The sequence below is a fragment of the Peribacillus sp. TE19612 genome, from assembly GCF_056279465.1.
The window spans coordinates 248,916-271,607 of the sequence record NZ_JBWCCL010000002.1; the positions used below are offsets into that span (position 1 = coordinate 248,916).

At 30.8% G+C, this 22,692-nt stretch carries 17 protein-coding genes; all 17 read left to right on the forward strand.

Features of this window, described 5'->3' with window-relative positions:
- Positions 1-2 precede the first annotated feature (2 nt).
- The 17 genes from ACZ9AO_RS04495 to ACZ9AO_RS04575 all read left to right on the forward strand — a co-directional run bounded on the left by ACZ9AO_RS04495 (position 3) and on the right by ACZ9AO_RS04575 (position 21,498).
- Positions 3-629, forward strand: coding sequence for a sugar transferase (locus tag ACZ9AO_RS04495; RefSeq protein WP_286675577.1), 627 nt, complete (start codon positions 3-5; stop codon positions 627-629).
- Between the two features lie 19 nt (positions 630-648).
- Complete coding sequence (locus tag ACZ9AO_RS04500) at positions 649-1,542, forward strand: SDR family oxidoreductase (protein WP_252296125.1); 894 nt, start codon at positions 649-651, stop codon at positions 1,540-1,542.
- A gap of 27 nt (positions 1,543-1,569) precedes the next feature.
- A complete protein-coding gene (locus tag ACZ9AO_RS04505; RefSeq protein WP_252296124.1) occupies positions 1,570-2,676 on the forward strand; it encodes a glycosyltransferase family 4 protein in 1,107 nt (368 codons plus the stop codon).
- Positions 2,677-2,763: 87 nt separating this feature from the next.
- Complete coding sequence (locus tag ACZ9AO_RS04510) at positions 2,764-4,044, forward strand: nucleotide sugar dehydrogenase (RefSeq protein WP_252296123.1); 1,281 nt, start codon at positions 2,764-2,766, stop codon at positions 4,042-4,044.
- 19 nt (positions 4,045-4,063) lie between these two features.
- On the forward strand, positions 4,064-5,500 hold the full coding sequence (locus ACZ9AO_RS04515) for an MOP flippase family protein (protein ID WP_252296122.1): 1,437 nt from the start codon (positions 4,064-4,066) through the stop codon (positions 5,498-5,500).
- Between the two features lie 11 nt (positions 5,501-5,511).
- Complete coding sequence (locus ACZ9AO_RS04520) at positions 5,512-6,756, forward strand: glycosyltransferase family 4 protein (protein ID WP_252296121.1); 1,245 nt, start codon at positions 5,512-5,514, stop codon at positions 6,754-6,756.
- Complete coding sequence (locus ACZ9AO_RS04525) at positions 6,757-8,124, forward strand: O-antigen ligase family protein (RefSeq protein ID WP_476108559.1); 1,368 nt, start codon at positions 6,757-6,759, stop codon at positions 8,122-8,124. It begins immediately after the preceding gene.
- Positions 8,121-9,338, forward strand: a complete 1,218-nt coding sequence (locus ACZ9AO_RS04530) for a glycosyltransferase family 4 protein (protein WP_252296119.1) — start codon at positions 8,121-8,123, stop codon at positions 9,336-9,338. The genes ACZ9AO_RS04525 and ACZ9AO_RS04530 overlap by 4 nt, the downstream gene beginning before the upstream one ends.
- Complete coding sequence (locus ACZ9AO_RS04535) at positions 9,325-10,332, forward strand: glycosyltransferase family 2 protein (RefSeq protein WP_252296118.1); 1,008 nt, start codon at positions 9,325-9,327, stop codon at positions 10,330-10,332. The genes ACZ9AO_RS04530 and ACZ9AO_RS04535 overlap by 14 nt, the downstream gene beginning before the upstream one ends.
- A 349-nt stretch (positions 10,333-10,681) precedes the next feature.
- The gene (wecB, locus tag ACZ9AO_RS04540) at positions 10,682-11,833 is read left to right on the forward strand and encodes a non-hydrolyzing UDP-N-acetylglucosamine 2-epimerase (protein ID WP_252296117.1); all 1,152 of its coding nucleotides are present in this window, start codon (positions 10,682-10,684) and stop codon (positions 11,831-11,833) included.
- 894 nt (positions 11,834-12,727) lie between these two features.
- Positions 12,728-13,888, forward strand: a complete 1,161-nt coding sequence (locus ACZ9AO_RS04545) for a nucleotidyltransferase domain-containing protein (RefSeq protein WP_476108560.1) — start codon at positions 12,728-12,730, stop codon at positions 13,886-13,888.
- Positions 13,889-15,437: 1,549 nt separating this feature from the next.
- The gene (locus ACZ9AO_RS04550) at positions 15,438-17,375 is read left to right on the forward strand and encodes an asparagine synthase-related protein (RefSeq protein WP_476108561.1); all 1,938 of its coding nucleotides are present in this window, start codon (positions 15,438-15,440) and stop codon (positions 17,373-17,375) included.
- A gap of 81 nt (positions 17,376-17,456) precedes the next feature.
- On the forward strand, positions 17,457-17,582 hold the full coding sequence (locus ACZ9AO_RS04555) for a paeninodin family lasso peptide (RefSeq protein ID WP_053535780.1): 126 nt from the start codon (positions 17,457-17,459) through the stop codon (positions 17,580-17,582).
- A gap of 98 nt (positions 17,583-17,680) precedes the next feature.
- Positions 17,681-18,619, forward strand: a complete 939-nt coding sequence (locus tag ACZ9AO_RS04560; protein ID WP_476108562.1) for an aldolase — start codon at positions 17,681-17,683, stop codon at positions 18,617-18,619.
- Positions 18,613-18,918, forward strand: coding sequence for a lasso peptide biosynthesis PqqD family chaperone (locus ACZ9AO_RS04565; protein ID WP_476108644.1), 306 nt, complete (start codon positions 18,613-18,615; stop codon positions 18,916-18,918). The genes ACZ9AO_RS04560 and ACZ9AO_RS04565 overlap by 7 nt, the downstream gene beginning before the upstream one ends.
- A gap of 31 nt (positions 18,919-18,949) precedes the next feature.
- The gene (locus tag ACZ9AO_RS04570; RefSeq protein ID WP_476108563.1) at positions 18,950-19,408 is read left to right on the forward strand and encodes a lasso peptide biosynthesis B2 protein; all 459 of its coding nucleotides are present in this window, start codon (positions 18,950-18,952) and stop codon (positions 19,406-19,408) included.
- 290 nt (positions 19,409-19,698) lie between these two features.
- Positions 19,699-21,498, forward strand: coding sequence for an ABC transporter ATP-binding protein (locus tag ACZ9AO_RS04575; protein ID WP_476108564.1), 1,800 nt, complete (start codon positions 19,699-19,701; stop codon positions 21,496-21,498).
- The last annotated feature ends 1,194 nt before the right edge of the window (positions 21,499-22,692 follow it).

Genomic DNA, 22,692 nt, shown 5'->3' on the forward strand with positions numbered 1-22,692 from the left:
ACGTGAAAGTTTATCCAATAATCAAAAGGTCTTTAGACTTTATACTTTCATTTACTGCAATGTTTTTTCTCTGGCCAATCTTTTTAATTTTAGCAGTAATAATAAAAATGGACTCTAAGGGACCGATATTCTTCAAGCAAAAGCGTGTAGGAAAAAACAAAGAGCATTTTCATATACTTAAATTCAGAACAATGAGGTCGGAGACACCAAAGGATATGCCTACTCATTTGTTACAGAACCCAGATGCATTTATAACTAAAAGCGGAAAGTTTTTAAGGAAAACAAGTCTTGATGAACTACCTCAGATTATTAATATTCTAAAAGGAGATATGAGCATTATAGGACCTAGACCTGCTCTATGGAATCAGTATGATTTAATTACTGAAAGAGATAAGTATGGATCTAATGACATATATCCTGGACTAACAGGTTGGGCTCAAGTAAACGGCAGGGACGAGCTACCTATAGAAGTTAAAGCGTCATTTGATGGAGAATATGTTAAAAAAATGAGTCTGTCCTTTGATACAAAGGTCTTTTTTAAGACTGTATTTAGTGTTCTGAGAAGTGAGGGAGTTAAAGAGGGGAGTAGTGAAGAAAAAACTGAACTAAAGAAAAAAATTAATAGTTAAAGTATTGTAGGGGGGAATTATGCTATTAGTTACAGGTATTACAGGGCATACAGGTAGGTATTTTCTTCAAGAACTAGTGAAAAATAACTACAAAGACCCAATAAGGTGTATTGTAAGGAAAAATAGTAATGTTGAGTTATTAAAAAGAAGTGGCCTTAATATTGAAATTGTGGTAGGTGACTTGAACGACGAAAATTTTACAAATGAAATTATGAAAGATATTCACACTGTGATGCATATCTATAATATTCATCATTCTCCTAGTATAATACAAGCTGGTATTGCTAATAAAATAAAAAGAGCAATCTTAGTTCATACCACAGGTATTTATTCTAAATTTAAAGATGCTTCAATTGAATATATCAAGGTAGAGTCAGAAGTATTAGAATTAGCCAAACAGAACAGATTGAATTTAACTATATTGAGACCTACAATGATTTATGGTGACATGTGTGATCATAATATGAGTAAGTTTATAAAAATGATAAATAAAATGAAAATATATCCATTAATCGATAGTGGGAAAGGGTTAATTCAGCCTGTAAATGCCAGAGACTTAGGACAGGCATATTATAATGTTTTAATGAACCCTGAATTAACAAGTAATAAGCAATACAATTTATCTGGGGATAAGCCAATTAGCATAAAAGTAGCACTTTCTATGATAAGCAATAAATTAAATAAAAAAACATTATTTATTCCTGTTTCATTAAAGTTAAGTTCTTATGCTGCAAGCGGAATTAAAATTCTATCTCTTGGAAAAATCGATATAGTTGAAAAAGTCCTACGGATGGGAGAGAATCGGGCTTATAATCATGAGTTAGCTAAAAAAGACTTTAACTTTACGCCTATGGACTTTGAAAAAGGAATAGAAATTGAAATAAATGAGTTTAAAAGTTTAGAGAATAAATAACACTAAAAATGAAAGTTGGCCTCTTTTATGAAAGTTATGATTTTATCAAGTTACGCTCCTACTTTGTTCTATTTTAGAGAAGATATGATGAAAGCAATGATTAATAATGGCCATGAAGTGATAGCAGCTGCTCCTGAACCAGTGGAAGAATGGGGGCATAAATTTAAAGAACGTAATATAAAATATGTTTCTATTCAAGGAATAGAGCGTACTGGGACGAATCCAATAAAAGATATTAATGGTTTTTTTTCAATTCTTAAACAAATAAAAAAGGAAAAGCCAGATAAAGTTTTTGCTTATCAAGCAAAGACTATTATATATGGTTGTATAGCAGCTAAATTTGCAGGAGTAAAAGGAATTTATGCCCTAATGGGTGGGCTTGGTTCTGTATTTCGTAATAATGATCGAAAAAGTATTGCTAGAGATATTCTTAAAACAGAGTATAAATTTGCTTTTAAACTATGCAATAATGTCTTTTTTCAAAACAAAGATGATTGTAATGAAATGGAAAAGTCCGGTCTGATACAAAATGAAAAGATAGTAATGATTAATGGATCAGGTGTTAATCTAGTTAAATTTAAAGACAAACCAATTACTCAATTTCCTGTATTCTTATTTGTGGGTAGAATCATAAAAGATAAAGGTATAATAGAATATTTAGAAGCTGCAAAATTAGTGAAAGAAAAATATCCTGAAGCAAAAATCCAGATAGTTGGGTATTTTGACACGAACCCAACAGCAATTAAAAAAGAAGAGATATCTAAATATATTAATCAGGGCATAATTGAGTATTTAGGACCTACTGATGATGTGAGGCCATTTTTGGAAAATTCCACGGTTTATGTATTGCCGTCTTATCACGAAGGAACTCCTAAAAGTGTACTCGAAGCAATGGCCACAGGAAGACCAATTATTACTACAGATGCTCCTGGTTGTAGGGAAACTGTGGTAAATGGTCTAAACGGTTTCTTGGTACCTATAAAAAATTCAAATAAACTAGCAGAAAAAATGATTTGGATGATAGAGCATAGAGTTGAAGCGGATAGAATGGGAAAAGAAAGTCTTAAATTGTGTAAAGAAAAGTTTGATGTGAATACAGTTAATAAAGCAATTTTAAAAACTATGAATTTATAGTATATCTTTAATCATTATGGTGATATTAGGAAATTGCTAAGATTTAAAAAAACTTAAATTAAAAAACATAGAATGGAGACATAAAAAATGGATAGAAAAATTGCCGTTGTAGGTTTAGGTTATGTAGGTTTGCCAGTAGCAGTAGCATTTGGTCAAAAAGAAAAGGTAATAGGATTTGATGTTAATGAGCATAGAATCAAATCATTAAGTGAAGGATTTGATTATACTAATGAGGTAGATACAGAAAGTCTTCTTTCAGCTAATATAGAATTTACAGGAGATTCTAATCACCTTGCTAATGCAGACTTTATAATTGTAGCTGTTCCCACACCAATCAATAAGAATAAACAGCCTAATCTTACTCCTATGTTAAAAGCTTCAGAAACAATTGCAAAGAATATGAAAAAAAATACAATTGTAGTCTATGAATCTACAGTATATCCAGGTGTAACAGAAGATTCATGTGTACCAGTTCTAGAAGCATTTTCAGGATTGAAGTGTGGGGAAGACTTCTTTGTTGGTTATTCGCCAGAACGAATTAACCCTGGTGATAAAGAACATACATTTACAAAAATAACAAAGGTAGTTGCTGGTCAAAATGAAGAAATCACGGAAATCATCGCTGGAGTATATGGTTCTGTGGTCGATGCAGGTATACATAGAGCAAGTTCAATTAAAGTGGCTGAAGCTGCAAAGGTTATAGAAAATACACAACGTGATCTGAACATTGCTTTAATGAATGAATTAGCTGTGATTTTTGATAAATTAGAAATTGATACTGACGAAGTACTTAAAGCAGCAGGGACGAAGTGGAATTTTCTTTCTTTTTCACCGGGGTTAGTTGGGGGACACTGTATTGGTGTTGATCCTTACTATTTGACTCATAAAGCTGAAGCAATGGGCTATCATCCAGAAGTTATTTTAGCTGGTCGAAGAATCAATGATAATATGGGGAAATTTATTGCTACTTCACTTATTAAGCAAATGATTAATAAAAATATGCTTATACAAGGAGCAAAAGTAACAGTTTTAGGTTTAACGTTTAAAGAAAATGTGCCTGATTTAAGGAACTCAAGAGTAATAGATGTAATACGTGAATTAATGGAATTTGGAGTCGAAGTGCAAGTTACAGATGTAGAAGCAGATACAAAAGAAGCAATGCAAGAGTATGGTATTGAATTAATTCCATATGAAAAACTTACACCTGCTGATGCAGTTATATTTGCTGTACCACATAATTTTTATTTAGAAAAAAGCTGGGAACAATTCTCATGGATGCTAAACCGTGGAAAAGGAATAGTTGTCGATGTTAAAAGTAAATTAATAAAACAAAATTGTCCTGAGGAAATAACTTTATGGAGATTGTAAAAATAGGAATGGTGTAGAAATGGTATTAAGTCAAAAAGCGATAAAAGGGGCTACATGGACAGCTTTATCTACATTTATTATAAGTGGATTATCTTTTGCACAAATATTTATAATCTCTATGTTACTAGGTCCCAAAAGTCTAGGTATCATAAGTATATTATTAGTGGTTATTGGCTTTGCACAAATGTTATATGATATGGGTTTATCTAATGCAGTGATACAAAAAAAAAATATGAAAATAGAAGATTTATCAACTCTTTATTGGACTAATTTTATAGTTGGCATTGCATTTTTCTTCTTGATAATGGCTTTTAAAGGAGTTATTGCTGAGTTTTACATGAATCATGAAATTGAAAGTTTATTATCAATGTATTCAATAGTTTTTCTTATAATTCCTTTTGGACAACAATATGAAATATTGTTGAAAAAAGAATTAGCTTTTAATATTCTTTCGAAAATAGATGTAACATCTAACCTTATTGGTACCTCTACTTCTATTTTACTTATGGTTTGGGGTTATGGTATAAAGTCTGTGGTTATTGGCTATTTATTAATAACTTTTGTTAAAACAGTACTTTTGGTTTATGTTGGTAAGGAAAAATGGAAACCAAAATTTCTTTTTAAAATTGTACACTTGAAAAGTTATTTAAATTTTGGACTATATCAAATGGGTGAAAGCTCTATAAATTATTTTAGTAAAAATTTAGATTTTCTTATAATAGGTAAGGTACTTGGTACTGTAGATTTAGGATATTATACCCTAGCATACAATATTGTAATGATACCAGTGTCTAAACTTAACCCTATTGTTACCAAGGTACTCTTTCCATTATTTTCGACTATACAAGATAATTCTAAGCAAATAAAGAGAGGTTACCTAAAAATGCTAGATTTACTGGGTACTCTAAATATCCCTATTTATATTGGTATTATTATTACAGCTTCTAGTTTTATTGAATTATTTTTTGGAGAAAAATGGAGTGCAAGTTTAATATACTTTCAACTTTTAGCTTATGTCGGTTTAATTAGAACGTTAGAAAACCCTGTAGGAACTGTTATATTAGCTAAGGGGAAAGCTAACTATGCTTTTTATTTTAACCTAATTAAAATGATTATTATGATACCAGTGCTAATTTCTTCAGCTAAATTATTTGGAGGAGTGGGCATTGCTAGTAGTATGATCGTTATTCAGTTGGTATCTTTTTTTGTTAGTTTAATTTTGCTTTACAAACTTATTAATTTGAATTTCAAGGAAGTATTTTCAGCACTAAGAAAACCATTTTATATGAATTTAATTATGCTTTTTGGAGTAGTAGGTGTAGGCTTTTTCTTTAATAGGATTGATATGAAATTTATTTTTCAAATTGTTTTAGGAGTTACATTATATTCGTTTTTGGTCATTAAATATAACAATTGGATATATCAATTACTTCCTATTACTAAAACAAATAAATGAGGAGGATGAAAATGAACGTTGGCATTGTAACAACTTGGTTTGAAAGAGGTGCAGCTTACGTATCTAAACAATACCAACAGGCTATATCTCAGGGGCATAATGTATTTATATATGCAAGAGGTGGTGAAAGTTACGCAATCGGGCAGACTAACTGGGACCATAATAATGTAACATGGGGGAAAAAGCCAATAAATCCAGTTAATACAGCTATAAACTTAAAAGATTTTAGAAATTGGATTATGAATAATAGTATAGAAGTGGTAATTTTTAACGAACAAAACTGGTGGAGGCCAGTGGAAATGTGTAAAGATATAGGAGTGAAAGTGGGTTCTTATATAGATTATTACACAGAAGAAACAATACCTCTTTTTAACTTATATGATTTCCTGTTATGTAACACTAAACGCCATTACGAAGCATTTAAATGGCATCCTCAATGCTATTATATACCTTGGGGAACAGATATAGAGCTTTACAAACCTAAATTGGATCAAAGAAAACATATAAATAGTGACTCATCATTAGTTTATTTTCACTCATGTGGACATAACCCTTCAAGAAAAGGAACATCTGAGATTATTAAAGCTTTTACCATGTTGGAAAATTCCAATTCAAAAATTATTATTCATTCACAAGTTAACCTTAATAACTTCTATCCGGATTTAAAAATAGAAATAGAAAACCTTATTGACAAAGGGCGTTTAGAAATAATTTACGAAACTGTTCCAGCCCCAGGACTATATCATCTTGGAGATGTATATATATACCCATCTTACTTAGATGGAATAGGACTTACAGTGGCTGAAGCACTGGCATCTGGATTACCTGTTATTACATCAAATAATGCTCCAATGAATGAATTCGTAATTGATGGTATGAATGGAAAACTTATAGATATAGAAAGGTTTTTTGCTAGGTCTGATGGATATTATTGGCCTCAATGTAAAGTTAGTCAAGAAAGTTTGTTAAATACAATTAAATATTTTGAAGAAAATAAACATAAAATTGATATTTACAAGGAGAATTCTAGAGCATTTGCAGTAAAAGAATTAGATTGGCAATTAAATTCGAAAAAAATATTAGAAATATTACCAACTATAAAGCTAAGAAAAAAAGAAGAATGGCTTGATACAATTAAGTTAATTAAAAAATATGAATATAAAAGATTTCCTTTACAAAAATACCCTAAAACATTAATAATTGCCACATTCATAAGTAGAACTATAAAAAAAATAAGAGAAAAGTGGATTAAATAAATGTTAAAGGTTTTATTAAATAATAGATTTGTCATTTTCTCTATTATTATAACCGCATCAGTTTTAATAGGAATATTAGCTACATTTCAAATAATAAATTATACGGTTCTATTAATGGGGTTAATAATATTATACTTTTTGATTATTAAAAAAGAACTCTCTCTAATCTATCTCGTATTGTTTAGCTCTATTTTGTTACCTTATATAAATCTTGGTTCATTTATAGCTACAATTAGATTTGAGGACTTGATAATATTTTTAATGGGAACAAAGATTATTCTTGATTCATTTTATGCTAGGAAATTTCAAATGAGTTTAATTGAGGTTTTATTATTATTATTATTTTTCATCTTAATATTAAGTTCTAGTTATAGCCTTTTTTATTCAGGATCTAGTGAACTTTTAATTATTGGGCATTTGAAATTTTTAATTGTATTTTTTCTATTTAATTTTGTAAGGAAAAGAATCCATAAAGAAGAGGATATAAAAAAAGTAATAAAAGCTTTTATTACTTTTTCTTTAGTATCACTAATTATTGGAATACTAGCTTATCAAAGATGGTTTGGAGTATTTGATTTAGTAAATATACTTTACCCTAGTCCATCCGGGAGTATCTCAACTTTAAGAGCTACAGGTACCTTTGATGGGAATCCAAATTATTTCGGCACATTATTATTATTACTATTTTGCTTTAGCTTTAGTTTTTTTATTAATCAACAAAAACGTTATAATCAGATAATCCTGCTAGTAATAGCTCTATTGTCTTTATATGGGATTTTTATTACAAGGTCAAGAGGAGTTTTCTTAGCACTAATTATTTCATTTATTGTTATAGCTTTATTTAAGAAGAAGGTTGCACTTCTCGTTGGAACTATATTTTTTACAATAGCTATAGCTTTAGTTAACGATAACATTCTATCCTACTTTACATCGATAACGACAACTTCTGGTGTGAAAATGAGTAGAATAGGGTCAATTACTGATAGAATTAATATGTGGGAAGGTGGATTGAAGGAATTTGCTGAAAGAAACTTAATGGGAAGTGGTTTGTCCAATCATATTGTAGTTGATAATTACTACTTAGATATTTTATTCACATATGGTTTTTTGGGACTGTTATTTCAATTATTAATAATAATATCTTTGATTTATTATGGGATAGTAGTTATAAAAAATTCAAAAAAACATTTTATTATTTCTTTTTCAGTTTGTTATGTTAGTTTTTCAATTGGATTATTAGTCCAATCTATTAGTGCTAGTCCTATAACAAACGAGCGAATTTCCATACTTTATTGGATATTCAGTGCTATAGTGTATACTATTTATTCTAACCAGAAAAATAGTGAAATAGAAGGGAAGGTACTATGAAAAAGGTATATTTATTATCAAACTCCTATCTTCCAGAATTTGGTGGTCTGGTTAGTTATCTTCATAATGTCTCAGGAATTTTAAAATCTGAATATAAATCTAAATATGATGTTGAAATAATAACACTAACTAATAAGGATTTAAACCCAACTGAGATTATAAATGGTGTAAAAGTAAATAGAGTGAATTTTAAAAAGAAATTTATTTTTCAATATTTATTTTCACCATTTAATACAGTAAACAAAATAAAAAGCTTCTTTAATTCACATATAGAAAAAGATGCATTATTTATAACTAGGCATTTCTATTTTGCATATATTTTAGGAAAGTTATATCCTGAAAACTCAATATATTTAGTGCCAGTGATAGCACCAAAATTACAAAAGATTCATGAATCACAAGTGAAATGGATAAAAAAAATATATTTTAAAATAATAAGTCCTCAAATACACTATATAGAAAAGAAAGCAATTACAAGTGGTATGAATATTGCGGTCTTAAGTGAGTCAAAGAGGAGTGAACTCTCGGATTTTTATAATGTACCAAGAGATCGAATTATAGTTGTACCACCTGGTGTAGATATAAAAAGATTCAGACCTATAAAGTCGACAGATGAAAAAAACAAAATTCTTAAGAAAATATCAAGAACTAATGATGAAAATAAATTTCTTTTACTTAGTGTATGTAGATTATCAAAAGAAAAAAATCTTCAGTTATTAATTAATACTATGGATAAGTTAAGACATGAAAATGTTATTCTTTATATTGTAGGTAGTGGGGATATGGAACTAGAGTTAAAGCAGCAGGTTATTAATAAAGGACTACAAGATCACATTATATTTTTTGGTCAAAGATCAGATGTAGAGGATTTTTACAGAATTGCTAATCTATTCATATTACCTAGTGTTTATGAGGGATTTGGACATGTATTTCTAGAGGCTTTATCTTCAGGAACCCCATGTATTGGATTAAAGAGCTCACCTCCTAATGTGATTACTGCTACTGATGAAATAATAAATAATAATTTAAATGGGTTTATTATTAATAATAATTCACAAGAACTAACAGATGTAGTGAAACAAAATTTAATTCAAATAAATGCCCTGCTTAAGATGAGGGAACATTCGAGAGAAGTAATTCTAGAGAAATTTACATGGAACAAGCATATCAATACTATACTTCATATATTAGGTGAGAAAATTGATTCAAACTAACGATATAATAATAAGTATTGTTGTAATCTGTAAAAATGAAGAGGGAAAAATATTAAAATGTTTGAATTCAATTTTTCATTGCTTGGAAATTTCGGATTTTAAATTTGAGGTTATATTAGTTGATTCTAATTCTACTGACCGAACTATAGAAAAAGCAATCAATCAGTACAGTCATAATCCCTTCTTGCATATTTATCAAATAACTGAGGCTGATTTATTTAGTGCATCATTAGGTAGATACGTGGGATTACATAAATCAAAGGGGAAGTATATTTTGTTCCTTGATGGTGATATGGAACTAGAAGATCAATTTTTACCACAAGCGATATTGAAATTAGAAAATTCTCCTGAAAGCTGCGTAGGCATTATAGGAATCAGAAATGATATTCTGACAAAGGAAAATAATCAGATGAAAATTTCCAATGTCTACAATACTACTATTGAGAAGAGAGCAGCTCATTTTGGTGGAGCACTATTAATTGAAAGAAAAATATTGGATGAAGTAGGAGGGCATAACCCTAATTTAATTTCTAATGAAGAACCTGAACTGTATTTGAGATTAATAGAGAGGAATTATTATATAAAAGAAATTCCTATTGAAATGATAAATCATTATGATAAGAAAATTGATATTAACGATAAAATAAAAGCTCTTTTTTCAAAAAGAAGTCTTGGTATAGGACAGTGTATAAAAGCATCTTTACTTAGAAAATCATTTTCACCTTTGTTCCAGCACAACCAGATTAAACAGTTTATAATTCCGATTTTATTTGATATTGTAAGTGTATTTACATTTATATTATATCTTGTAAATGGACAAGTTCTATTTTTATTTTTAACTGTTCTTTTGCAAATATTAAATGCAGTAATTTGTACAACTTTATATAAAAGTTCTAAATTTATATTAAGCAAAGTTTTTCTTATACCTACTATTATAGCATTAATCAATTTTAAGAATACAACACAACACTTTATAGTGAAGAAGATTCAGTAATACTTTATTTTGTTAAACTGTTAATGATATTTAGAAAGTAATAAGAAAAACAACTTCTAAAGGGAAAATATTTAGGTGTCTGTTATTACTTATTTGTTGAATAAATAAGTGATAATAGATCGATATTTGGTTATATGCTTATGTCTCAACTAAGCGTGTAATTAGAAGGATTAATATATCTAATAAGCTATCTTACTTCATAACTGGTCTGGTTTTTCAAATGAAATTATTTTCTAGTATTTGTTTAAACGTTTTATATGAAAAAGTTGAAATAAAATAAAACAATAATATTGATTGTTATTTTGATTATATGATTTTTTCTCTATTTTAAATTCGAGGTGTGGTAAGTATGAGCAGAAAAATAAAGATAATGACAATTTTTGGAACTAGACCAGAAGCAATTAAAATGGCTCCTTTGGTAAAAGAATTAGAAAAACATTCTGATTTTATTGAATCGATCGTGACTGTAACAGCTCAGCACAGAGAGATGTTAGATCAGGTTTTAGATGTTTTTAATATTGTTCCGAATTATGACTTGAATATTATGAAAGAAAGACAGTCTTTGACAGGTGTTACTATAAACGCATTACTAGGCTTAGATAATATAATGAAAGAAGTGCAACCAGATTTAGTTTTAGTGCACGGGGATACTTCAACAACATTTTCTGCAAGTCTCGCAGCTTTTTATAACCAAATTTCAGTGGGGCATGTTGAGGCAGGTTTAAGAACTTGGAATAATTATTCGCCATTTCCAGAAGAGGTAAATAGAAAATTAACAGGAGTAATTGCAGATTTACATTTTGCTCCAACCGTTCAAGCAAAAGAAAATCTTTTACTTGAAAATAAAAAACGAGAATCAATAATTGTAACGGGTAATACTGCAATAGATGCATTAAAAACAACTGTATCAAATTCTTATAAAAATGATTTTTTTGACAAAATAGGGTCTGATAGATTGGTTTTGTTAACTGCTCATAGACGTGAAAACCTTGGTGATCCTATGAGGAATATATTTAAGGCAACAAAGCGATTGTTAGCAGAAAATAGTGATATACAAGTAGTGTATCCAGTACATCTTAACCCTGCTATTCGAGAAATTGCAGATGAAATTCTGGGAAATGATAAAAGAATACATCTTATTGAACCATTAAGTGTCATAGATTTCCATAATTTCGCATCCCATTCACATCTTATCTTAACTGATTCTGGAGGGATTCAAGAGGAAGCTCCATCCTTGGGAGTTCCTGTCCTCGTACTTAGGAATACTACGGAAAGACCTGAGGGAGTTGAAGCGGGAACATTAAAGTTAGTTGGCACTGATGAAGAAATTATATACCAGGCCTCACATAATTTATTAAATAATGAAGAACAATATAATATTATGGCTAAAGCAGCAAATCCTTATGGTGATGGAGAAGCATCATATCGAATTGTTCAAGAAATTCTATTTCGATTTGGTAAAATTGAAAAAGCTCCTTCTGAATTTCAAATTAAATTGTAGTATTCTACATACATAGAAGAAATCTCGTTATAAGGAAGATTTTTATCACATTCTTAGAGATGTTAAGAAAAGAAAGAAAAGTCACAGAGGGTTGTAATTAGCAATATGACGATAATCTATGGAGAAGAGGAGGGGAACCTCCCCTTTTAATACTCTAGCAATGAAAAAAGCTTTCTTTATAAATTTGGAAAGCCAACTTCAGTAAAGTTCTAACTAATGAAATTATTTTAGAATCCAGATGTGTAATTATTGGTAATGCATACATAGAAAGAATAGAGTATAGTTTGCCTCAGTGTTTTAGTACTATAGTGACCCCTTAATGAGAAGAACCTAGTTAGTTGACATAGTAAGTGGGACTTGAAAAATGAATGTGAAAAGGGAACAAAATGTCGACTGAAATACTTGTCTAGAAACTACAGATACTATTAATATCGAGAGAACGGATATTAAAATGGACAAATTTTAACCACCTTTTTTATTCAGTTATTAATCGTCTTCATATATCGGAGATTCTATTCAATAGTTGTTTAGTTAAGTCTACTTTACCTTTTCTAGATTAATTTATCTATACTCCCTTTAGATGCTTTTGGACTCCGCTATTCTTATTACGTTCAACTATTCAATTAATATTCAGAATGTTTTTGAAATTAAATGCGTTGTTTTCAAACTCCCTCCAAAATGTTAATTGAAGAATAACTGTGGAGAAAAAAATGCTTAATTTATAGTTGGATACAAAAACACCTTCCCAATTTTCCTAACAATTTTTTAATCAAGCTGCAAGTGAGAGTAGATGAAGTTTATTATTAACATATTTATATTAATTGTTTAGTTACGATCGATACTTGAATATATATTTAGAGAGTGATTTTACTTAGAGAACGAAAGGTGAGGTTAATGGAAGAACAAAGTCTTAATTTGTCAAGCATAACTAAAGAATTAACATTATTACTTGAAATTTTAAAGATAGAACAAGAGGATAATATTGTGTCATTTCAAAGTGAATTATTTACACACGTTGATTGGGACTCATTTCTCCAATTAGCAATACATCATCGTGTTTATCCAGTAATATATCCAAAGATAAAAAAATTAGAAGATAATAGGATTCCTACATACGTTATTCAGACACTATACAAAGAATACAAACAAAATACCTTTGACATGCTTCACCTAAGCAGAGAAATGGAACTAATGAGTAAATTATTTAATGAAAATCAGATTCCTCTTCTCTTTTTAAAAGGCCCAGTAATTGGTGCGGAGCTTTATGGAGATATTTCTCTTCGTACTTCAAAGGATTTAGATATGTTAATTCCAATGGCTAGTCTTGAAAAAGTAGAGAAGGCACTTCTAAGTATTGGATATATTAAAGATGTGGTACCCAATTTATTGAACGACTGGAAATTGAGGAACCACCATATAGTTTATTTCCATCCTCAAAAAAATATACAACTTGAAATTCATTGGAGATTACAACCTCTTCCGATGAAAGAACCAAAATTCAACGATTTATGGGAACGGAAAAGGGTAAGTAATATCACAAGCTATCCTACTTATTTTTTGGGAAAAGATGATCTGTTTTTATATCTCGTTTCTCATGGTGCCCGTCATGGTTGGTTTCGTCTTCGGTGGTTGTTAGATATCGATAAGATTATCAGAAAAGGGATAAATGTTAAAAAAATTAATCTTATCCAAATAAAATATAAAAATAAACATTTGGTAGGACAAGCAATTTTATTATCTTCTCAACTATTGAATACACCAATAAATAAAGATATACAAGTATTAATGGCACAAAATCGTTCGAAAAAATTAGCGCAAAAAGCTATTTGCTTTATTAAAGAAACTAATTCCTTAGATAATATTATGTCTACTACCTACTATAAGGTATATCTATTTTCATTAAAGTCAATTCTACAGAAATTCCTCTCCATTTTGATTTTATTTTATCCTAGAATAGCGGATGCAAAGACATTAAATTTACCTAAAACTTTTCAATTTTTATATTTTCCTTTACGCCCTTTTTTATGGGTTTGGAGACAGTTAACAAAACCCTGATCATGCCCCCCCCCTATGGGGGGTTTTTAGTTAAAACATAAAAGGTGAGGGGAAATAAAAATATTCATAGCTCTTAATTAATAAATTTTTCCTAATTATTCTAGTAAAATAAGTTATATTAATTGATAGACTTTTACAGTAAAGTACAAAACACGATTAACAAATTATAATAATTGAAAGATATTTGGATAGGTCTTTTTATGTTAATTGTAAAATTAAATGTAACACATAACAAAGAAAAACATTGTTATCTCGTGTATCATAAATATTGAATAAAAAGTTAATTCTAAATAATTAAAATAATAGTATAACAAAGGCTATATTTCATTTACACTTGACAGGTTCAGAGAAAAGGGAAATCCTTAATCACGAAATTTCAGCTTCACAAAAGTAGTCTTTCTCCACAAGAAATCGAATTGAATAAGGACTATTTCTCAAGAGCGCAAATGCGGTTTACTAGATAAATTGATACATATAAACTTTGTTAAAATAGGTACTCCTATATAATGAAAGAAAGAATATAATATAGGCCTTACATTATCTTTAACTCATTTTATCTCCTTTATTTAACAAATGGAAAAATAGTTTCTATTTTTTAATAAAACTACCAAGGGATTCTATGAACTTAATTCCCCCCTTCTGTCAAACAATTTAAACAAAGCTGACTGATAAGGATATAGATTTAAAAATTAAAGTCAGGTGGTGCACAAAAAGAACGGCCTCCCTTAAAAAGGTTTTTTTGCTGAAACCGGAGATGAATTTGACATAGGGAATTTTAGTATATATAAGAACGAGCTTTACTAACCCTATCAGGCGAATACCACGAAAATTATTTCTCTAATGGATTCTAAGCAAAACTGCTACTAGTGTAGAATCTGCTTTGAAAATGTTTTTAAAATCAGACAAAATTTTCTCCCAAGTCTTAACAGCTAACAATTGATTCGTATTTAAGAATATCAGATTAGGAAAAAGAGGAAGACACCTTAATCTATTTTATGTATCCTTACAATCATACGAACGTGTTCGATTGAAAAGAAATAGAATAATTATTTCTTAAGTAAAGGGAACCCATTTAACAAAAGCAATAAAGGGAGGTTCTCATTAAGACCCTAAGGGAGTTGTATTTAATTTACCAATTTAGGTCTTTTTTTAAAATATATATATCGAAATAAAAGTTATTGACATAGGTATTATTAGATGATACTTTTAGCTTATGTAATTCTTAATAACGAACAACATTTTCGTGTGATAGAACAAAGTGGCGAGTTCATTACTTAGGAAATAAGTTTAATTATGAACTTACTATAAGAACCATATAAAATACTGAAAGTAAAAAACAGAAAGCAAGTTTAAAGCATTCCTTAAATTGATGAAGAAAGAATGAATATAATGCCTCTATTACAAATGAAAGAAATATGGACACCCTTAAAATTAGTTGGGGTGAAATTTTTTAAATCAGATAATAGAAGTGTTTTCATCAAAATTTTTAACCAGCACCGAAGGAAGATAATGTGATTTATTTACATAACAAAACAAGTAGGGGGAAAACATGAGTGCAATAGCCGGTATTTATCATTTTAATGAAGAGCTTATAAATCTTCAACAATGCCATTATATGATGACGGCTTTACAAAAGTACCCTGCTGATTCTATCCAAATGTGGCATTCAGATAAGATTTTTCTTGGTTGTCATGCTCAATGGATTACTCCTGAATCTGTAGGTGAACTGCTTCCGTTCCACGATTCTGAAAGGCAGTGTACAATCACCGCTGACGCTATTATTGATAATCGTGAAGAATTATTCGACAAACTACATATTAGTAAAATAGATAGAAGTATTCTAACTGATAGTCAACTTATTCTATTAAGTTATCAAAAATGGGGTGAAGAAGCTCCTAAGCATTTAATCGGTGACTTTGCATTTATGATTTGGGATCAGAAGAAAAGAAAGTTATTTGGGGCAAGAGATTTCGCAGGGAGTAGGACGCTTTATTATCACAAAAATCATGAGAAATTTGCTTTTTGTACAACTATTGAACCCCTTCTTAAATTACCATATATCGAAAAAAAACTGAATGAGCAATGGTTAGCGGAGTTTTTAGCAATTCCAGGGATGAATGATACTGTAGATGCTTTTTCGACAGTCTATAAACATATAGATCAAATACCTCCCTCCCATACAATATCAATCGTAGAAAATAAAGTAATGCTTTCGAGATATTGTTCCGTGGTAGATAGTGAGAAATTGCACTTGAAATCAAATAACGAATACGAAGAGGCTTTTAGAGATGTTTTTCAAAGAGCAGCTACTTCGAGATTACGGACACACCGTAAAGTGGGAGCCAATTTAAGCGGTGGATTGGATTCAGGATCGGTTGTCAGCTTTGCTGCAAATACCCTCCGAAACCAAAACAAAAAATTATATACCTTTAGCTCTATCCCTATTGATGAATTTGATGATTGGACCCCAAAACAACGATTAGCAGATGAGAGTCCACTTATTAAATCTACAGTTAATCATGTTGGAAATATCAATGCTAAGTATTTAAAGTTTGAAGGCCAAAGCTCATTATCAGTACTAGATGATTGGCTAGAAATAATGGAAATGCCCTATAAGTTTTTTGAAAATTCCGTCTGGGTGAAGGGGATATATGAAGAGGCTAACAAGCTTGGAATAGGAGTATTGTTAAACGGTGCAAGGGGAAATTTCACAATTTCTTGGGGACCGACTTTTGATTACTATGCCTTATTATTAAGAAAAATGAGATGGATCCGCCTTTATCATGAAGTAAATTCTTATAGCAAAAATATGGGTGTAAAAAGATCGAGAGTAATGAAAGTGATTGGAAGAAAGGCTTATCCTTTTCATCCTAATATCAAAGCAAATAATCAAGATGATTCGCCATTATTAATTAATGATGATTTTGCTCGGAGAACTAAAGTTTTTTCTAAACTAGAGGAACAAGGAATCAATATAATGGGCGTTAATCCTACAAATATTAATGAGATTAGGAAAAATCACTTTGGTTATCTGAATATGTGGAATACAACGGGAACAAGTGGAACTAAATTATCCTTGCTGTATTCATTACAGGGACATGACCCTACGAATGATTTACGAGTTATTCAATTTTGTTTATCTCTTCCTTTGGAACAATTTGTGCAGAATGGTTTAGATCGATCACTCATTAGACGATCCACAAAAGGGTATTTGCCTGATGACATTAGATTAAACCAGAAAACCCGGGGAGTTCAGGGTGCAGATACCATTGCTAGAATGCTCCCTAACTGGAAGGAGTTTGTTGGTGAAGTGGAACAGCTTAGTCAGGATCCGTTTATAGCTAATTTTTTGAATATGGGAGTAATTAAGAAGGCAATTAACAAGTTTCGCACAGAACCTCAACCTAATGTTGCCTTTGATTCTGAATTTAGAATTTTAATGAGAGGTTTAATTGTTTATCGTTTTCTTAAAAGGCAATGTTTATGATGATGATCGTTGAAAAAAGAGAATTAACCATATAGTTTAACAGAGCCTATTAAATAACCTCATTGAAGGGGGGTGACAAAAATGAAAAAAGAATGGCAAACTCCAAAATTAGAAGTACTTAACATCAACATGACTATGGGAGGTCCCGGTATAATGATCCCTGATGGTGTGCAGAATGATCCAGATGAAATGGTTCACCATAGTTAATTAAAGATTTGATTGTTTTCCCCAGTAATAACTGCTCTTATACAATTTTTAAGGTATAAGGGCTTTGATTAATTTTTCTAGTATTTGGAGTGAAAGAGATGGTAGAGATTGTACAAAATTTAGGTTATAGAGCTTTCGGATTGAACCTTTTTAGTGAAATACTCCTTCCAGAGGTACCCAAACTCGGAATTTCTAAGGACATGACCGATGTGGAAATTGAATACGGGGATTTATCAGAGCTTTGGGAGAAGCAAGTACTTTTGCCAAAACAAAAATATGTTGTTGAGGATCATATGGTTATGTTTGAAGTTCCCGGCATTGCCATATTCAAGATTCAAGAAGGAAAGAAAATTATCGTTTCCCCTATATCGAATTCTGATGAGGATCATATTCGACTATATATTCTTGGAACATGCATGGGGATTATCTTACTTCAGAAAAAAGTATTACCTTTGCATGGAAGTGCAATAGATATAAATGGGAAGGCATATGCTTTTATTGGTGATTCAGGGGCGGGGAAATCAACACTTGCTGCTGCCTTTTTAAAAGAAGGATTTCAACTTTTAAGTGATGATGTTATCCCTGTTTCTCTATCAAAAGACAATAAACCCTTTATAACTCCCTCATATCCACAACAAAAACTATGGCAAGAAAGTTTACAAGCTTTTGGAATAGAAAAGAAAGATTACCAGCCTTTATTTGAAAGGGAAACAAAATTTTCTGTACCAGTTGCATCTAGTTTTTCAAATGAACCTTTACCATTAAGCGCTGTATTCGAACTAGTAAAAACAAATCATGGAGAAGTTACACTACAAAAAATAAATCAACTAGAACGTTTCCGAACTTTATTCTCTCATACATACCGTAATTTTTTAGTCCCACGATTAGGCTTAATGGAGTGGCATTTTATGGAGTCGGTAAATATTTTAAATAGTATCCATATGTATCAATTGCATCGGCCTAACATAGGATTTACAGTCAATAATCTTGTATCTCAAATATTAGAAAATATAAACGAGGAGGATTCTTTATTTTGAAAACACAACAAATTACGTTAGAAAAAGCAATTGTACAAAGAGAGGGTAACATTGTTAGTGATATGGATGGAGAAAAAGTGATGTTAAGTGTTCAAAAAGGAAAGTATTATAACTTAGGTAAATTGGGTGGAGAGATATGGGATCTAGTGAAGGAGCCCGTTACGATTCAGGAGTTAGTTACAACATTACAGTCTCAATATGATGTAGAACAAACTGAGTGTGAGGAACAAGTCACGGACTTTATAAATAAATTGTTAGAGCAAGGCCTAGTTAAAATAGAAGATAGAATCAATTCCTAGTATCATGAATGACTAGCTCTAGGAGGAAACAATGAATATCACAAAGAAAGCTCGCAATTTTCTTCGATTGAACTTTAAAACCAAGCTGCTGCTTATTGAGGCCTTTTTACATTTAGGTAGAGCCCGCTATCTTAAGAGCATCTCATTTTCAAAAGTTGCTCCATCACTTGGTGAACAAATGAAAGAGACTTCATATACCTCCAATTCATCGGATAAAGAGGTACTAGCCAGCATATCGCGAGCTATTCATATTATGAGTCGTTATACTTTTTGGGAAAGCCAATGCCTTGTAAAAGCGATGGCTGGAATGAAGATGCTGGAGAAAAGAAATATTGATAGTACTCTTTATTTAGGTACAGCTAAAGATGAGAATGGAGAACTCATTGCACATGCTTGGCTACGCAGCGGTCCTTTTTATATAACCGGTGCTGAAGTGATGGATAGGTTCACTGTCGTTTCTAAATTCGCTAAAGAGAACAGTATTGAATAGCTGGAAGAACAAGAATCTAGATAAAGCTCACGATACCTATTATAACAGGGGGAACGTTTAACACGATCTCCTCCGGAAATGGTTGCTTATCATAGCGAGTATATTACCTTTTTCTACGAAGCACCAACCCCATTTGTATTATATTATATCCATTTAGGTAGAAGTTCTTATAAACCTACAATGTGCCCCAATACCTTTTCTTCAAATGTCGTAATTTAGTAATATTACAAAAAGCTCTGTAGACATTCGGGATAACGAAGAAACAAGCTCTGTGATAGGAGGATATGGTTTTGAAGCATCTCTTGCATTTTACCAAGCGGATACATGATTATTCGGGGAAAATTCTATATATCAATCTTATTTGTATGATTTTAATAGGTTTTTTAGAGGGGGTAGGAATTTTCTTATTAATCCCGTTGATTGGTTTGACCGGTATTTTAGATATTAGTACAGAGGAAGTTCCTTTTTTAAGTTGGGTTAATGAATTATTCATAGGAATTCCTGAAACGATTAGTCTTATATTGATACTGGGAGTTTACGTGATTTTAATGGTAGGACAAAGCATTTTTAAGCGGAATCAAACAATCTTAGGAGTGAAAATCCAACAGGGTTTTATTAGACATTTAAGAGATGAGGCCTATGGAAGTTTGCTGCAAGTAAATTGGGGATTTTACCTGAAAAAGAGGAAAACGGATATCATCAACATCATGACAAATGAAACGTTCAATGTTAGTGCGGGTATTAATTTATTCTTACAGTTTTTATCTTCTCTTATTTTTACGTTCATTCAAATCTGTATAGCTCTTTATTTATCTGTTACAATGACTAGTTTTATCATAGTTTTTGGATTGATCCTAATCTTCTTCTCCAGGAAATTCATCAAAAAGTCTCAGTCTTTAGGAAAAGAAACTTTTCAACTAACACAAACATATTTAGCGGGTATTACGGATCACCTTAATGGAATGAAGGATATCAAAAGTAATTCATTAGAAGATTCTCATTTGAGTTGGTTTCATTCCTTAACTGAAAAAATGGAAAAAAACAGAATCAAGTTAACGACTTTAAATACGACGTCCCAAATGATCTTCAAAATTGTATCTTCAGTCTTAATTGCAATTTTTGTCTTTTTTTCAATAAAAATGTTCTCGGCCCAGCCAGCACAATTAATGCTGATCATGGTTATTTTTTCAAGGTTATGGCCAAGGTTTACAAGTATCCAATCTAATTTAGAACAATTAGGATCTACTCTTCCATCTTTTAAAGCATTGTTAGATTTACAAAATGAATGTAGGGAAGCAAGAGAGTTATATGAATCGGATTATAAAAATATAAAGTCAATCGAAATAAAAAAAGGGCTAGATTGCCGTCATGTTTATTTTAGATATAATCCTAATGAAAGTACCTATGCCCTTAAAAATATAAATGTACACATACCATCTAACCGTATGACGGCTATAGTAGGCCGATCAGGGGCAGGAAAAAGTACTTTAATTGATCTATTAATGGGATTAAATCAACCTGATCGGGGTGAGGTCAGGATAGATGATATCTTACTTACTAGTGATAACTTATTATCACTAAGGAAATCGATTAGTTATATACCGCAGGATCCCTTTCTATTTAATGCAACTATACGGGAAAATTTGATGATTATTGACCCGAATGCAAGTGATGAATCCATTTGGGAGTCTTTGGAGTTCGCTGCTGCTGATGATTTTGTCAGTAAGCTTCCACAAGGTCTTGATACACTCATTGGTGATAGAGGAGTTCGATTGTCAGGAGGAGAAAGACAGCGACTTGTACTGGCTCGAGCCATTTTACGTAAACCAGCAATCCTTGTCTTAGATGAGGCAACAAGTGCATTAGATACGGAAAATGAAGCTAAGATACAAGCCGCCATCGAAAGATTAAAAGGGACCATGACCATTATAGTTATTGCTCATCGGTTATCGACGATTCGCAATGCGGATCAAGTATTGGTAATGGATCAGGGAGAAATTATTCAAGTCGGTGAATATAACCAATTAGCGAGTGAAAAAAGAGGGATGTTTAGCAATTTACTAGGCATCCAAATGGAATCAAGTATGTGATTCTCTAATTAAATCCGATTTGCCGACCTTTCTTTATAACATTGAGTAGACACAAGAAAATGAATTTCTATTATGTGGATTAATCAATTAAATAATGGGTATTATTATATGAATTAAATAAAGAGTAACTATTTAAAGCAATGACTCATACCTATAGAGCGGTTGCTCTATTGACTGGGTTAATTAAGAAAGGGTGAATTTTTTTAATATGCCTTTATACCAAATGAGAGAAATATGGACACCCTTAAAATTAGTTGGAGTTAAGTTTTTTAAATCAGATGATAGTAGTATTTTCATCAAGATTTTTAACCAACATAGAAGAAGGTTAAAGTGAGAGAACAGAACTAGATAAGTCATCATATCAAAGGAAAATATAAGAATATGTCACATGGGGAAGGCTGTTAATCAGCCTTCTTTTTTATGAACTGTTTTCTAATCAACTACAAACTGTTTAAGTATTATTATCTTGATATAAAAGACTTTTGGGTATAATGGAAGATTTTGAATTAATATATTTTGTAGATTTATAGTAAACTATATGATAAAGATCAGATATTAATTTATTAAATCTAGCTCAGTATAAAAATAGTGAATAATACAGTTAATATTTTTTCTGATTTGACGATACTTTAATATGAAGATCAAGCAAAGGGATTTCGCAGAAGTCGATGTAAGCGCCATCAAAACACAAGGAGAATTTGATGTCAAAAAACAAGTTTATTACGTTTGAGGAAGCTCATGAAAAGAAAGAAAGAAGTAAGAAAATTTTTATTGGGTCTTATATTACTATTATTTTAATTTTGATTTCTTTATTGACTTTTTTTCTTGGAAATACGTAATAGGACTGAGAAATCAGGCCCTTTTTTGTTAAGAAGGTGAATGAGTAAATATACAGTGAGCTCTCCTTTGGCGAAATGGATAGTCTAAGGAGCTAAAAGTCTAAAACTACTATAAAAGAGATGATCTTTTATTTTCAGCAGTTCTTGTTTTGGGACTATTGTGGGGAACGTTTTTAAGTTTTCAATGGTGATTGTTATTTCTCGGTTTGACCAAAAATATTTGAAGTTCACGAAACAGTCAGGTTACAGCCATATTATGGTTTGTAATGCTGGCTTTTTTTCTTAGGGTAAATAAATTAAAATTGAATCACTTAGCACGCTTATTTCGAAAGAATATTTTTGTAAAATAGTAAAT